We start from the raw sequence: 14,594 nt of genomic DNA on the forward strand, positions 1-14,594 counted from the left end.
ACCGGCGTCCCCGGCGCGGGCTGCCTCAATTGTGGCATTCAAAGCCAACAAGTTAGTCTGTTCCGCAATCGAGGTAATGGTCTTGATGACTTCGCCGATTTCCTTGCTGGAGTTACCGAGTTTGGCGATGGTGGTGCTGGTTTGTTCTGCTAGTTTGCTGGCTTCTTGGGCTACTTTGGCGGCTTCGTTAGCGTTGGAGGAAATCTCGCGGATAGAGGCTCCCATTTCTTCGGCTCCGGCCGCCACAGTTTGTACTGAAGTGGCGACTTCTTCGGCAGCGGCGGCCACCGTGCTGGAAGCAGAATCCACTTCCTCCGCCCCAGCTGCGGCTTGTTCGCCCGCCTTATTAAGAGCCTCGGTGGAAGCGTTAATCTGTTCCGAACTGGATACGGTGGACAAAATCATGGAATGCAAGGTCTCGTTGGCTTCGTTCAAAGCCACCGCAGTCTTACCGAGTTCGTCGGTAGACAAAGGCTGAAGATGTTGAGAAAGGTCTCCATCACGCAAGGCGCCCACGCCCTTAATAATCAAGGTAATGGACTTTTGAATGTGCTTGATAGCCACCACCGCTACTAGTGAAAGAATCACCACCGCAGCCAGGAAAGCCAGCCAGGAGACAAGCATCACGGTGGTAGACAGGCTAACACTCTCGTCGCGTACTTTCTGCAACAGTTTTTCGTCCATTATTTCGAAATCAACCAAAGCTTTTTTGGTGTTCTCGTACTTTTCCCAAATGTCTTTAGCCAGCAATTCGTTCATTTTAGCTGTGGCTTCCGGGGAAGAATCATGTGATAAATCGAGCATAGTCTGATGTGTAGGCTTATAGTCCGCCCACGCCTGAGCTACCGCCTGAGCATGTTGTTTCCCGGCCGGGGTTCTGACAGAACTGATAATCTTGTCAATCTCATTTTGCGTATCGTCCACCAGCTTCTTCCAATCCGCATCGTCATCGTCGGATTTCTTTTGAATATCGGCGGCTTCTGCCGGGGTTTTGGCATTATCTCGCATCAAAGAATATCTCGCAGCTGTTTCCTGGTATCCCTCTAAAAGAGCCACATTAGCTATCACGTCGGTTAAACGTTCATAAATCTTGGTATGTTTCCCGGAATCAATCTGGTTGCGCTGAATGGATTGTAATCCCAGGAAGGAAACCAGATTAATCACCAGCATCAGCACCAGGCTGATTGCGGCCATCAAAATCATACGAACTTTGATGCTGATGCTTTTCTTTTGTTTTGTTGCGGTTGATGCGGCTTCGTTGTCCATAAATTTATCTCCTTGGTAGACTACCTACAAAACAAGAATACCTCTGCCTCAACGTAATATTGGGCAGGTTAAACGCTAAATTTTTATAGCAACTCGTCCAAAAGATCCAAGTTATTATGAGCTCTAACTCGAAATAAGGATAGCCTTTCCATTTATGCATTGCCGCGAGGTACCGACAGCAGAAATCATAAAAATCCTTGGCTGTGTCGTCGCCATGTTTACACAACCAAGGCGACCGGTGGAAAAGCTGCCGATACCCCGGCCAAACCATTAGAATCAAATGTTATGACGAGTTACACCCCAGACACCTCAAACACCCCAGACACTGCGGCTTCCCGCAATGCCCAGACTTTGGCCGCGCCGATGCGCGACCCTCACCCGCAAGGCTTGGATGGCGAGACCTTGCCCGCCGTGGCCGCCGGGGAACCCGGTAGCGAACTGAGCCTTAAAAATGGCGCCATTCGCCGCTCCATCCTGCCGGGGGGGATTCGCGTCATCACCGAGAAAATGCCGGGGGTCTACAGCGCTACTTTGGGGCTGTGGGTGCCGCGTGGTTCCCGCGACGAGACCCCTTCCGCTATGGGGGCAACCCACTTTCTGGAACACCTTCTCTTTAAGGGCACCCCCAGTCGTTGTGCCAAAGAAATCGCCCAGGTTTTCGACCAAATCGGGGGTCACGCCAATGCCTCTACCGGCAAGGAAACCACACATTACTATGCCACGGTTATTGGCGAGGAACTGCCCTTGGCTTTGGATTGCATGTTGGATATGTTCCGCTGTGCTTCCCTGGACGAAAAGGCTTTCGAACTGGAACGCGGGGTTATCCTGGAAGAACTCGCGATGGATTTGGACGACGGGGCGGAACGTGCTCATGATGCTCTTGCCGCCCAGCTGTTCGCTAACCATCCCCTGGGACGCCCGGTGGGTGGCACCATTGAAACCGTGCGTGCCGCTACTTTGGACGAGGTCAAGGCGCATTACGTGGCCGGATACACTCCCGACCAGTTGGTAGTGTCGGTGGCGGGGGATGTCAATCACGACCAAGTTTGTGAGCAAATCCTCAAATCCATGCAAAATCCCGGTAATTCTCAGTGGGAACACTTTGATGAAACCACTGCTGCCAGGAATCTTAGCCAGCAAATCTCGGCACCTATATCCGGGAAAACTCTGATGAAACCGGGTAAATACACCGAGGAAGGTAACTTTGAACAGGCCTATCTTGTGTTGGGCGGTCCGGGGATTCCGTGCGGGGATTACCGCGAACTCACCCTGCAAGTCATGCGCGCCATCCTCGGGGCGGGGATGAGTTCGCGCCTGTTCCAGCACATCCGCGAGGATCGCGGCCTGGCCTACAACACCTATGCGTTCAACGCCGCGTATCGAGAGACGGGCATATTTGGGCTGGCGGCCTCATGCAACCCCCAAAACGCCGCCGAGGTGATGCGCTTGATGCGCGAGGAATTGGAACTTATTGGCAGTGAACCGGTGACGGAAGAAGAACTGCGCCGCGCCAAGGGTCAGTTGCGGGGGTCGACTTTGCTGGTGATGGAACGCACTTCGGCGCGAGCCGATCACCTGGCACACGCCGAGATAAAGTATGGGAAATTCATTCCCGTAGAACAACGTATGGAGCTTGCCCAGCGGGTCACCGCCGCCGATATTCTTGATTTAGCCCGCGAATTGGCTGAAAACGCGCAAGTGGAAGTTTCGGTTCGCCCCGCATAACTTCACGTGAAATCACGCGGCTGCATGAGGCGCCATCCGCAAAACCGGCAAACTCCCAAGTCGACACCGATTAGAGCAGAATTCCCCACAAATGAGCTTCCAGCTGTTTGTGGTGGGGGCTGTTATCTACGACCGAATCACCATCGGTGGTTTGCAGCTTTTGGGATAAGCCCTGGGGGGTAAAGCCGGCATCCGACAGGAAACGGGTGCGGAAATCATCACCAACCAGCAGCCAAATCCCCAGAGCCCGCAACCCATTGTCGCGTCCATATTCCATTGCCTTGTCCAGCAACGACATGGCCACCTCCAGGTTGTCGTCGCGAGCCAGGAACTCCAAGGTCAGTTCGCCGACGGTTTGATCTAAACCCGGTAAAACCGCCGCCATTCCGGTGGGTTCATCGCCCGTGAAAGCCAACCATACCGGCAGTTTTGCGGACAGGGCTCGACGCCAGGAACTTTCCATGGATACCGTGTCGATTACCCCCACGGCAGGATGTCCTAAACCGAGGATTTTACCCAAGGTGGATCGTAAAACGTCAGCCTGAAGATTCGCCAAAATCATAGCATCGGCCAAATCCGCTTTAAGTATCTCGAAGTCCTCCATAATCTTTATATTAGTCGGATTCAGCGGCACAAACCACAACAATAGTCCTATCAGGTTCCCAGGTCTGGCGGTATTCTGGTTAGGTTGAAGGCCTGGCGTTGATTTCGATTTCCGCTATTCTCGCCTAAGCTAGGCATATGACATGTACTTTTGGCCGATTTTCAGTGGCGATAGTCACCCCGTTTCATCCCGATAACACCGTTGACTATGATTCCGTTCAGCGGCTGGCGAAACACCTGGTGGCCAACGGCTGTGACGCGATTTTAGTGTCTGGCACCACTGGGGAAGCCCCCGCAACCCACCGGGAGGAAAAGCGTGACCTGCTTTTGGCGGTGCGCGAGGCTGTGGGCTCGGATATCAAGATTATGGCCGGGGTCAGTTCTAATGACACCGCCCATACCCTGGCGATGGCTCGTGTCGCCCAAGATGCCAAGGCGGATTCCCTGCTGGTGTGCGCCCCGTACTACAATCGTCCCTCCCAAGAGGGGATTTACCAGCATTTCCGTGCGGTTCACGCGGAATCCGATTTGCCGATTATGGTATACGACATTCCGGGACGTACCGGGGTCGCTATCGAAGATGCTACTTTGGATCGCTTGGCTACTCTAGAGCGGGTCAAGGGCGTAAAAGACGCGACGGCTAACGTGGCGGGGGGTATCGCGCGGATGCGTCGTACCGGACTGGAGTGGTACAGCGGCGACGATGCCTTGAACCTGTTTTTCCTAGCGGGGGGAGCCACGGGGGTGCTCTCCGTGGTGGGACACATCGAGGGGCGGCGCATCACGCGTTTGCTAGATGCGGTGGCGGCGGGAAACCTGGAACTGGCGCGCGAAATCGACGCGCAGTTAGCGCCCGCTAATCGGGTAATTATGGGTGGGGGTCAAGGGGCAACGTACATTAAGCAAGCCGTGTTTGCCCTGGGTCTGATTGACGACCCGCGCCCGCGACTGCCGCTGGCCGCCCCCGGGGATTCTGAAATCGCCGCTATCAGGGATTTGTTGCGCACCCAGGGGTTGGTTTCCGCGTGATTCAGGTGGACGCAGTCGCTGTTACGTCGGGTTCACGAGGTGCCACTCATGAACCCGAGCTAACCCCACGAAAACGCACTAACCGAAAGGATAACGTTCAACTATGAAAATCGCGGTAATCGGAGCGAAAGGCCGGATGGGTCAGGCAGTCTCGACCGCCATTGATGCGGCCGAAGATATGGAGCTGGTGGCGGGTCTGGACGCGGGTGATGACCTGGAAGCAGTCCTGGGCGCTACGGGCGCGACCCACGCCGTGGACTTCACCAATCCCGGTGCGACCTTGAACAATGTCATTACGTCCTTGCGGGCGGGGGTACATGTGGTGGTGGGCACCTCGGGTTGGACCGAGGAAGGCTACCGTCAGGTGCGTGAAACCGCCGTCGCCACCGGGAAAAACGCGGTAATTGCCCCAAACTTCGCGATTTCGGCAGTGTTGGCGATGAAATTCGCGGCACTGGCCGCACCCTACTTTGAATCCGTCGAGGTTATCGAAATGCACCACCCCGACAAGGTTGATGCGCCCAGCGGTACCGCCACCGCCACCGCCAAGGGGATTGCGGCGGCGCGCGCGGCAGCCGGCATCCCGATGGTTCCTGACAACACGCAGTTCGATGAACTGGGCACACGGGGGGGAAAAATTGCGGGTGTTCCGGTACACGCGGTGCGGCTGCGCGGACTCTATGCTCACCAAGAGGCTCTGTTGGGTAATCCTGGCGAACAGCTGGTGGTGCGCACGGATTGCTTTGACCGGGCGGCGTTTATGCCCGGGGTTTTACTGGCGTTACGCCAGGTCGACGCGCATCCCGGTTTGACTATCGGTTTGGAAAGTCTGCTGGGACTGGAGTCAAACCAGTAAGATGGGGTTGTGACTAAAGATTTCTTTGAACTGCCCGAACCTCGTCCCGCTAGACCTGATGTGTTGCGGCTGGTACCGCTGGGGGGACTGGGGGAAGTCGGACGCAATATGATGGTTTTGGAAACCGAGGGCAAAATCCTGATTATCGACTGCGGGGTGTTGTTCCCCGAGGAAATCCAGCCCGGGGTGGACTTGATTCTGCCGGATTTCTCTTATATCAAAGGCCGTATAAATCAGGTGGTTGGGATGGTGTTGACCCACGGCCACGAAGACCACATTGGGGCAGTACCGTATTTGTTGAAGCATCGCAGTGATATCCCGGTTTATGGTTCGGGGCTGACTTTAGCTTTGGTGGAACCAAAACTGCAAGAACACCGGCTGCCGGTGACGAATCTGCGGGTGAAAACCGAGGGACAACGTTTGGATTTGGGTCCTTTCCACTTGGAATTCTGTGCGGTAAACCACTCGATTCCCGATGCCTTGGCGGTGATGGTACGCACCAAAGCCGGGTCAGCGCTGGTCACGGGGGATTTCAAAATGGATCAGCTGCCTTTGGATGGGCGCATCACCGATTTGCGGGCTTTTGCGCGTTGGGGCGAGGAAGGCGTGGATTTGTTCTGCGCTGATTCCACCAATGCGGAAGTTCCGGGGTTTATCCCCTCTGAGCGCGAGATTGGTCCGGTATTGGACGACGTGTTTTACCGCGCTACCGGACAGATTGTGGTGGCTTCTTTTGCTTCACATGTCCACCGGGTGCAACAGGTACTCAATGCGGCCGCAGCTTCGAACCGGCGGGTGGCTTTGGTGGGGCGCTCGATGGTGCGCAATATGGAAATCGCGGCCGATAAGGGATTCCTGCAGGTTCCCGGCGAGGTTCTGATAGATCTTAACGATGTTAATTCCCTGCCGCCGGAACGCCGTGTGTACATGGCCACTGGCTCGCAGGGCGAACCGATGGCGGCTTTGTCGCGGATAGCCAATCAGGAACACCGTTCGATTTCTATCGGCGAGGGTGACACGGTGGTTTTGGCTTCCAGCCTGATTCCTGGCAATGAAATGTCGGTGGGGCGGGTGATTAATCGCCTGATGCGTCTGGGGGCGCGGGTAATCCACAAGGGCAATTCCAAGGTTCACGTTTCCGGTCATGCCGCTGCCGGGGAGCTGCTCTATGCCTATAACATTGTCAAGCCTAAGAATGTGATGCCGATTCACGGGGAAATCCGTCACTTGGTAGCTAATGGGGGCTTGGCTGTGAAAACCGGGGTGAAATCCCAAAACGTGATGCTGGCCGAAGACGGGGTGTGCGTAGAGGTCAAAAAAGGGCGAGCCGAGATTGTTGGCCAGGTGCCGTGCGACTACGTCTATGTCGATGGGACTTCCATCGGGGAGCTGGGCGAACAGGAACTCTATGACCGTCGGGTTTTGGCCGAGGAAGGTTTCGTGGCGGTTTACGTGGTGATGGAACTTACCACCGGTACTATTCTGGCTGGACCCACCGTGATTGCTCGGGGAGTGGCGGAAAACGCGGCGGTGTTCCGCGATATTGAACCCCAAATTGCTGATGCGCTGGTGGAAGCCGCCAGCGGGGGCAAATCCACGGTGCGTGACATGGAACGGGTGGCGCGTCGCACTTTGGGGCGTTGGGTGTCCAAGCGGTTGCGCCGCGCCCCGATGATTGTGCCCTTGGTGGTGGAAGCCGAATAATTCCGCGAAACCTGTCCAACCAACGAAATGAGAGTGTGAAAACCGTGCGTTTTATTTCAACCCAAACGATTTCCTTGGAACTGCCTCTGCAGGTTTCCCAGCTGCCGGAATCGGGATGCGAGGTGCAAGCCGCCGTGATGGAGGGCACCGTGGTGGCTGGCGGGTTTTTCCTGGCCGCCACGGTGGCACGCCAGTGCATCGCGGTGGCGGTGGCTTCCACGCTGGGAACCGGCCCGAATTCGGTGTTGGCGAGACGTTCCCTAGGGCGCGAGGGGATTTCGGTGTTACTGCCTGAAACCGTGGGAGATATCGGGATTCGTATTGTTACTATCGATGAAAAAGGCGTGCGTACCACGATTACTTCCCCGGGCGTGGAAGCGGAACCCAGCCCGCGCGACTTTACCGAGCTGACCTTGCGTCCCGATGATCGAGTCTTGATAAACCTCAATGATTTGGTGTTTCCCCAGTTGGCGCAGGGTTTGTACAGTCTGGTAGACAGCTTGCCAGATCAGGTACACCTGGTGGTGAACGCGGGGCCGCGGGTGGGGGCAGTGGATTTGGACGTGTTGGTGAAAGTGTTGCGCCGCGCGGATTTATTGACACTTAATCGACAGCAATCCGAAGCTATCGGCTCTCGGCTGGGGCGCAACCCGATTGTGGACACTTTGCGTCGATATCTGCAGCCGAATTCTTACCTGGTGTTACGCGATGGAGCCCAGGGGGCGATGATTCAAGAAAATGCGGATTCTTTGCCTTTGGTGGTGCCGGCTTTCCCCGGGGAAGTCAAGGACACCACGGGGATGGCCGATGCCCATACGGGGGTGTTGGTGGCTTCTTTGATGCACGGCAAATCCCTCGAGGAAGCTGCGATTCGTGCCAATGCGGCGGCCACTTTGGTGTTTAGCCAGTATGGGCACTATAAAGTGCCTAAAGCCCAGCAAATCGACCACTTTTTGGCTTCCATAGACCTCTAATTTCTGGGAAACATCCCGGCGGCGGCGTGGCACCAAACCCGTCCTAAGGCGCAATACTAGAATTAAAATGCTATGAGTTTCCTTAAAACTTCCCGCCGTGCCACGAAGCGAGGCGCGTCCTCGGGGGGCTCGGCGGCCTCTCGCGCTACCAGTCGTACCCAAAATGCTACTCGTGAAACCCGAAGCGCCAAGACACCAGCTCCCCCCAATGCTCAACCCGCCTTGGATCCCCAGGTCAGGCGCGATATTTTCGCCTTGATTCTGGTGGCGCTGGCGATTTTGGTGGCTTTACGGGAGTGGTTCAATCTTTCGGGGACGGCCGGGGTAATTATCCACCAGACTTTCGCGGGAATGTTCGGGATTTTCGCGGTTATTCTGCCGTTTTTCCTGGTGGTGATTGCTCTGCGCCTGTTCCGTTTGGGGCGCGCCAATCCCGACCCAGAGGTGCAGCGCAACACCGGCAGTGTCGAAATCCGGATTCTGGTGGGTCTATGCATTATTTTGACGGCAGTTTCCGGCATGGTTCACGTGGCGCATGGCTCGCCCTGGCCGGCCACTAACTTTGCTGGAATCATGGGAGCCGGTGGGGTTATCGGCTGGTTTTTTGGCCACCCCCTGGGTGTGTTGTTTTCTCCCTGGGGTGCCCAGCCGCTGCTGGTTATCTTTGCGTTGATTGGGTTGCTGGTTACAGGGGGTATTCCCGCAGCGGTTTTGTTGGCTCGGTTACGTAATTTATTCGGGTTCACGAGGGGCCAGGAGCCCGAGGGAGAGGGCGAGGGCGAACCGGTCGATATCACGGGTGCGACCGAGGTCTTACCCGAGCACTCGCGTCTGCCGTGGCGTCGGTCGAAATCCCAGGTGCCGGACGGTAAGGATGCGACGACGGGACAGACTACCGTCTTGTCAGAATCCGGGGATGTAGCCGGTGTCACCCCGGCTTTGACTGGGGAAACAGCGGTTTTACCCTCTTCGAATAGTGTGCCTCCGGTGGATTCGCCCACTACGGTGATGGCACCTCATGAATCCGGGACGAAACCGAAACCACACCTACCCGCCGGCCCGACACCAGCCGCCACGACACCAGCTGTCCCAGCCGTCCCGGCCGTTCCGGCCAGCCCGGCGGCAGCGAAACCCGCAAGACCCACGAAACCCAGTGCCGCATCCCTCAGTAAGACCAATAAACCCGCCGGGGAAACCGGGGATGAGCCTCAAGAAGCCCCGGATAAAGACCGCTTTGAAGCCCCGGATACCAAAACCGGGCTGGGACACAATATCGAATACCATTTGCCGAGCCTAGACCTGCTGGCGGTGGGACCGGAACATATGCGCCGATCCCCAGCTAATGACCGAGTTATCGAAGCCTTAACCAATGTATTTTCACAGTTTAAGGTAAATGCCCAAGTCACGGACTTTTCAAGGGGGCCGACGGTTACTCGCTACGAAATCACCTTGGGCACCGGGGAAAAGGTTTCCAAAGTCGAGGGTCTGTCCAAGGACATCGCCTATGCGGTGGCCTCGCCGGAAGTGCGGATTCTGTCGCCAATTCCCGGTAAATCCGCTATCGGCATCGAAATTCCCAATGCGGATCGGGAAAACGTGTTCCTGGGCGATGTGCTGCGTTCCGACGCTGCCGCGCGACTGACGCATCCGCTGGTCACTGGCGTGGGCAAGGATGTCGAGGGCGACTATGTGCTAAGTAATATTGCGAAAACTCCGCATTTGCTGGTTGCGGGGGCGACTGGTTCGGGTAAGTCCTCGTTTATTAACTCGATGATTACCTCGATTATGATGCGCGCCACTCCCGCCCAGGTGCGGCTGATTCTAGTCGATCCGAAGCGCGTGGAGTTGACCGCGTACGCGGGGATTCCGCATTTGATTACCCCGATTATTACGTCTGCCAAGAAAGCGGCTGCCGCCCTGGAATGGTGTGTCCAAGAGATGGACATGCGCTACGACCAACTGTCTAACTATGGGTATCGTCACGTGGACGACTTCAACAAGGCCTTGCACGATGGCAAAATCCAGAAACTGCCCGAATCTCGGTTCGAACCGGAGTGGATGCCGTATTTGCTGGTGGTGGTTGACGAGTTGGCCGACCTGATGATGGTGGCTCCCCGCGATGTCGAGGCTTCTATTCAGCGTATTACCCAGTTGGGGCGTGCCGCCGGGATTCACCTGGTTTTGGCCACCCAGCGCCCTTCGGTGGATGTGGTGACCGGTATCATCAAGGCGAATGTGCCTTCGCGTTTGGCGTTTGCGACGTCTTCCAACCAGGATTCCCGCGTGATTTTGGACCAGTCCGGGGCGGAAAAACTGATTGGGATGGGCGATGCCTTGTTCCTGCCTTCGGGCGAGTCTAAGCCGCAGCGTGTCCAGGGGGCGTGGGTCAGTGAAGCGGAAATCTCTCGGGTGGTGGAACACGTGAAAGCCCAGATGGATCCGGTTTACCGCGAAGGTGTCACCGCCGAAGCCAAGTCCAGCGAGCCGAAGGTGGCCGAGGATATCGGCGATGACTTGGATTTGCTGTTGCAAGCCGCCGAGCTGGTGGTTTCCACCCAGTTTGGCTCGACATCCATGTTGCAACGCAAGCTGCGGGTCGGTTTCGCCAAGGCCGGGCGGCTGATGGATTTGCTGGAATCACGCGAAATCGTGGGGCCTTCGGAGGGTTCCAAGGCGCGCGAGGTTTTGGTCAGTAACGAAGAACTGCCCGGCGTTTTGGCTTTGCTGCGCGGCGAGGTCTCGGAATTGCCACCCGATGATGGTGACGGTGACGGTGCGGTTGGCCAGGACAGTGTCGGGGATGGTGCCGCTGGTGATTCCGCTGGTTGCGTTGCTGTCGGTGAGGGTGATGGGATTCATGAGGCGCCATCCCAGGGAGTGGACGTAACGGAAATGGCACCTCGTGAAGACGACACGAAAAACCCCGCGTTAGCTGCGCCGACGCCCGGGCCGATTTTCAGCGACGCACCCGCGAGTCCCTCCGGGCACCAAGATTATCCCCAAACAGGGGGTTTTCGCGACGACGATCCTGACACCGAACCTATTCCCCTCCAGGGAGGTAACCATGAATGAACCTACGTCACCCGCAGTGGAAAATCCTGGTGCGATGAATGGCCAGACCGGCGTGTCGGGGCAGTCTGGCGTGGAAAACTCCGCCGAGCCGGGCAACCCCGCCGCCCAGCCCAAAGCTGGATTCTGGGGCGTACCCGTCGGTCAACCCGCCCCGAACTGGAACATTGCCAATCTGTTGACAGTTTTACGCTTGGTGATGATTCCTGTATTTATTTGGCTGATGTTCGTCTCGAACTCCCCGGCGCGCTGGGCAGCACTGGCGGTATTCGCCTTGGCTTCACTGACCGACAAACTGGATGGCAGTCTGGCACGAGGTCGCAACCTGGTCACCGATTTCGGGAAACTTGCCGACCCGATAGCCGACAAAGCCCTGGTTTTAGCGGCTTTCGTGCTGCTGGCTTTGCAACCGGGATTGTGGTGGATGTGGATTGTGACGGTGTTGGTCTTTGTGCGCGAGATAGGGATTACTTTGCTGCGCCTGGCGATGGTGAAAATTGCGGTGATGCCAGCCTCGCGGGGGGGGAAACTCAAAACCGTCACCCAGATTGTACTGATTTTGGTTCTTTTGGTGCCCTGGCCGGCGCTGGCACCGGGGGCGTGGCCGGCAATTCACGTGGCCAGCGTGGTGTTGGCAGTGCTGGTGGTGGGGATAACAGTGGGAACCGGGTTGGACTATGTGCGACAAGCAATCCGGCTAACACATCAGACTTCGCGTTAAATCCAAAAAAGCGTTATTCTTTAATTTATGAAATCCAGTTCTATAGCAGGCCATAAACCCTCTGACCCGCCCGTGTTGCGTCGCGAGCTCGGGGAGGTGCTGCGTGATTTGCGTCAAAGCCGCAGCATGACGTTGCGTGATGTTTCGGCCAGAGCCCGGGTTTCCCTGGGTTATCTCTCCGAGATAGAACGTGGTCAAAAAGAGGCTTCTTCGGAATTGCTAGCTGCTATCTGTTACGCCCTGGATGCTCCCGTCAGTTTCGTGTTGCGTGAGGTCGCCGACCGTATCGCTTTGCAAGAAGGGGTTTTCGTTGGGGAAGTATCGCAAACCCTTCCGGTGGGTCTGTTGCGTAGTTTGACTCCCGCGATTTAATTTGCTGCTTTTTCACGAGGTGCCGCCCGGAATTTCCGGCGTATCTCGTGAATTCCGTTTAACCTATATCTATGTTTAGAGTTCCTGGACCGGCGTCTCGCGGCATGACGCGCTCGGTGTTTAACGCCGCTCTGGCCGAGGTTTTTCCCCACGGCTTCGGGGAAACCCTGGTTTCTGACCAGGTACTGGTTGAATTCGGGGTGACTCCCGCCGCCGCCTTGGAGGCCGGTGTGGATCCCCTGGAGGTCTGGCAGGCTCTGTTGCGCGCCACTGGGAAAGACACCGAGGAAAACCTCTGGTGGCACCGGCGGAACCTAAAACAAAATAGACAGTTTTAAGCCAGGGGTAAAACGGGTTAGACTGGAGGAATGCTGCAAAGAATGTCCTCGTATTTCGCGCGTACCTTGCGTGAAGACCCGGTGGAAGCCGAGGTCGATTCCCATAAGCTCCTAGTTCGGGCGGGTTATATCCGTCGTGCTGCCCCTGGTATTTATACCTGGCTACCGCTGGGGCTGCGAGTGTTGCGAAACATCGAAAATGTTGTTCGTGAAGAAATGGATCGCATCGGTGGTCAGGAGTTGCAGTTCCCGGTGTTGTTGCCTCGGGAGCCTTACGAGGCCACGAACCGCTGGGAAGAGTTCGGTTCGAGCCTGTTTAAGCTCCAAGACCGTAAGGGTGGGGATTATTTGCTGGGTCCCACCCACGAAGAAATGTTCACGGTGATTGTAAAAGACCTGTTCAGTTCGTATAAAGACCTGCCGATACTGCTGTATCAAATCAAAGAGAAATACCGCGATGAGGCTCGACCGCGTGCCGGGGTGATTCGGGGTCGCGAATTCGTGATGAAAGACCTCTATTCTTTTGATTTGACCGACGAGGGTCTGGCGCACTCCTATGCTTTGAACCGGGGGGCGTATCGGCGTGTCTATACCCGCTTGGGACTCGAATTCGCTATCTGCCAGGCACAAAGCGGGGCGATGGGTGGTTCGGCTTCCGAGGAATTCCTGTTCCCCTGTGATATTGGCGAAGACACTTTTGTGCGTTCCCCCGGTGGTTATGCCGCGAATGCGGAGGCTGTCACCACTGCGGTTCCCGAGGCGTTGCCTTTTGACGACGCGCCGGCACCGGAAGTATTGCCGACACCGGATTCCACGACTATCGAGTCCTTGGTGGCCAAGGCTAATGAGCTCTATCCCCGTAAGGATCGCCCGTGGCGGGCAGAGGACACTTTGAAGAATGTGGTGGTGGTCGCGGAAGAACCTGATGGTCACAGCGAGGTCATTGTGGTGGGTGTGCCGGGTAACCGCGAGGTTGATATGAAACGCCTGGAGGCCGCTCTGGCTCCCGCCGAGGTACGCATGGCGGAACCTGAAGACATGAAGGCTTTCCCCCAGTTGGTGCCGGGTTATATCGGTCCGCAGGTTATCGGGCCGAACTCGCCTTTGCGTTCGGTCGACCCGGACGGGGTCATGAGTGGCTCGCCGAAATATCTGCTAGATCCGCGGGTAGTGCCCGGTACTCGGTGGATAACCGGGGCTAACGAGGCTGGTAAGCACGTGTTCAATCTGGTGGCTGGTCGGGACTTCGAAGCCGACGGCACCGTGGAAGCCGCCGAGGTTTTGCCTGGCGATCCCGCCCCGGACGGGTCGGGGCCGCTGACCTTGGCGCGTGGCATCGAGATTGGACATATTTTTGCCTTGGGGCGTAAATACGCTAAAGCCTTAGGGCTGACTGTCTTGGACGAGAACGGCAAGGCTCAGGTAGTCACCATGGGTTCCTACGGTATCGGGGTATCCCGCCTGGTCGCGGCCATCGCCGAGAATACCCATGATGACAAAGGTTTGGTTTGGCCAGTTAACGTGGCTCCTTTCCAGGTACATGTGTTGGCTACCGGCAAAGACCCACAGGTTTTCGCCGCCGCCGAAAAACTTGCCCGCGAGTTAGAGGCGGCCGGAATCCCGGTGCTCTATGATGACCGGGCGAAGGCCTCGGCGGGAGTGAAGTTTAAAGATGCGGAGCTGATGGGGATGCCGTATTTGCTGGTAGTGGGTAAAGGTTTGGCCAATGGTACCGTGGAAATCCGTGACCGTCGCGCGGGGAATACGCTGGATTGCACGGTGGAAGCGGCTGTCGAAAAATTGTTGGGGTTCATTAGGTGCGAGCTGGAAAAAACCGCTTTGGAAAGGACCTCGACTGAGCTAATCGGGGAACCTGACCAGTTTGAGCTTGACCAGGAAAACGGCGGCGCAATTCAAACTAGCAACTCATGAAAGGG

Annotated in this window: 12 protein-coding genes; 10 read left to right on the forward strand and 2 right to left on the reverse strand. The window is 56.6% G+C overall.

Features of this window, described 5'->3' with window-relative positions:
• Positions 1-1,266: methyl-accepting chemotaxis protein (locus tag HMPREF0577_RS01575; RefSeq protein WP_004011908.1), on the reverse strand; the 1,266-nt coding region annotated here is incomplete at its 3' end.
• A 285-nt stretch (positions 1,267-1,551) separates the two neighbouring features.
• On the opposite strand from HMPREF0577_RS01575, the gene HMPREF0577_RS01580 reads away from it, so the two are divergent.
• Positions 1,552-2,991, forward strand: a complete 1,440-nt coding sequence (locus tag HMPREF0577_RS01580; protein WP_004011909.1) for a M16 family metallopeptidase — start codon at positions 1,552-1,554, stop codon at positions 2,989-2,991.
• A gap of 70 nt (positions 2,992-3,061) precedes the next feature.
• Here HMPREF0577_RS01580 and HMPREF0577_RS01585 read toward each other — a convergent pair whose 3' ends face one another.
• Entirely contained in the window at positions 3,062-3,595 is a 534-nt protein-coding gene (locus tag HMPREF0577_RS01585; protein WP_004011910.1) for a hypothetical protein, read from the reverse strand.
• A gap of 137 nt (positions 3,596-3,732) precedes the next feature.
• Between HMPREF0577_RS01585 and dapA the strand changes: the two genes are divergently transcribed.
• The 9 genes from dapA (at position 3,733) to HMPREF0577_RS01630 (ending at position 14,589) form a co-directional block, all read left to right on the forward strand.
• Positions 3,733-4,623, forward strand: a complete 891-nt coding sequence (dapA, locus tag HMPREF0577_RS01590; protein ID WP_004011911.1) for a 4-hydroxy-tetrahydrodipicolinate synthase — start codon at positions 3,733-3,735, stop codon at positions 4,621-4,623.
• A gap of 103 nt (positions 4,624-4,726) precedes the next feature.
• Positions 4,727-5,479: a 4-hydroxy-tetrahydrodipicolinate reductase gene (gene dapB / locus HMPREF0577_RS01595; RefSeq protein ID WP_004011912.1), complete on the forward strand. Its 753-nt coding sequence runs from the start codon at positions 4,727-4,729 to the stop codon at positions 5,477-5,479.
• A 9-nt stretch (positions 5,480-5,488) separates the two neighbouring features.
• A complete protein-coding gene (locus HMPREF0577_RS01600) occupies positions 5,489-7,183 on the forward strand; it encodes a ribonuclease J (RefSeq protein WP_004014305.1) in 1,695 nt (564 codons plus the stop codon).
• A gap of 35 nt (positions 7,184-7,218) precedes the next feature.
• Entirely contained in the window at positions 7,219-8,157 is a 939-nt protein-coding gene (locus HMPREF0577_RS01605; RefSeq protein WP_004011914.1) for a PfkB family carbohydrate kinase, read from the forward strand.
• A gap of 72 nt (positions 8,158-8,229) precedes the next feature.
• Entirely contained in the window at positions 8,230-11,229 is a 3,000-nt protein-coding gene (locus HMPREF0577_RS01610) for an FtsK/SpoIIIE family DNA translocase (RefSeq protein ID WP_036342166.1), read from the forward strand.
• Positions 11,222-11,947 (forward strand): CDP-alcohol phosphatidyltransferase family protein, encoded by a 726-nt coding sequence (locus HMPREF0577_RS01615; protein WP_004011916.1) that lies wholly within the window; start codon positions 11,222-11,224, stop codon positions 11,945-11,947. Before HMPREF0577_RS01610 ends, HMPREF0577_RS01615 begins: the two co-directional genes overlap by 8 nt.
• A gap of 27 nt (positions 11,948-11,974) precedes the next feature.
• The gene (locus HMPREF0577_RS01620; RefSeq protein ID WP_004011917.1) at positions 11,975-12,319 is read left to right on the forward strand and encodes a helix-turn-helix domain-containing protein; all 345 of its coding nucleotides are present in this window, start codon (positions 11,975-11,977) and stop codon (positions 12,317-12,319) included.
• 71 nt (positions 12,320-12,390) lie between these two features.
• The gene (locus HMPREF0577_RS01625; RefSeq protein ID WP_231282697.1) at positions 12,391-12,657 is read left to right on the forward strand and encodes a DUF3046 domain-containing protein; all 267 of its coding nucleotides are present in this window, start codon (positions 12,391-12,393) and stop codon (positions 12,655-12,657) included.
• A 30-nt stretch (positions 12,658-12,687) separates the two neighbouring features.
• Positions 12,688-14,589, forward strand: a complete 1,902-nt coding sequence (locus tag HMPREF0577_RS01630) for a proline--tRNA ligase (RefSeq protein ID WP_004011919.1) — start codon at positions 12,688-12,690, stop codon at positions 14,587-14,589.
• Positions 14,590-14,594: the final 5 nt, after the last annotated feature.

This window comes from Mobiluncus mulieris ATCC 35243, from assembly GCF_000160615.1.
Lineage (GTDB): Bacteria > Actinomycetota > Actinomycetes > Actinomycetales > Actinomycetaceae > Mobiluncus > Mobiluncus mulieris.

Coding starts and splice junctions, on each gene's coding strand:
- HMPREF0577_RS01580 (WP_004011909.1), top strand. CDS start 1,552: ATGACGAGTTACACCCCAGACACCTCAAACACCCCAGACACTGCGGCT.
- HMPREF0577_RS01585 (WP_004011910.1), bottom strand. CDS start 3,595: ATGGAGGACTTCGAGATACTTAAAGCGGATTTGGCCGATGCTATGATT.
- dapA (WP_004011911.1), top strand. CDS start 3,733: ATGACATGTACTTTTGGCCGATTTTCAGTGGCGATAGTCACCCCGTTT.
- dapB (WP_004011912.1), top strand. CDS start 4,727: ATGAAAATCGCGGTAATCGGAGCGAAAGGCCGGATGGGTCAGGCAGTC.
- HMPREF0577_RS01610 (WP_036342166.1), top strand. CDS start 8,230: ATGAGTTTCCTTAAAACTTCCCGCCGTGCCACGAAGCGAGGCGCGTCC.
- HMPREF0577_RS01615 (WP_004011916.1), top strand. CDS start 11,222: ATGAATGAACCTACGTCACCCGCAGTGGAAAATCCTGGTGCGATGAAT.
- HMPREF0577_RS01620 (WP_004011917.1), top strand. CDS start 11,975: ATGAAATCCAGTTCTATAGCAGGCCATAAACCCTCTGACCCGCCCGTG.
- HMPREF0577_RS01625 (WP_231282697.1), top strand. CDS start 12,391: ATGTTTAGAGTTCCTGGACCGGCGTCTCGCGGCATGACGCGCTCGGTG.
- HMPREF0577_RS01630 (WP_004011919.1), top strand. CDS start 12,688: ATGCTGCAAAGAATGTCCTCGTATTTCGCGCGTACCTTGCGTGAAGAC.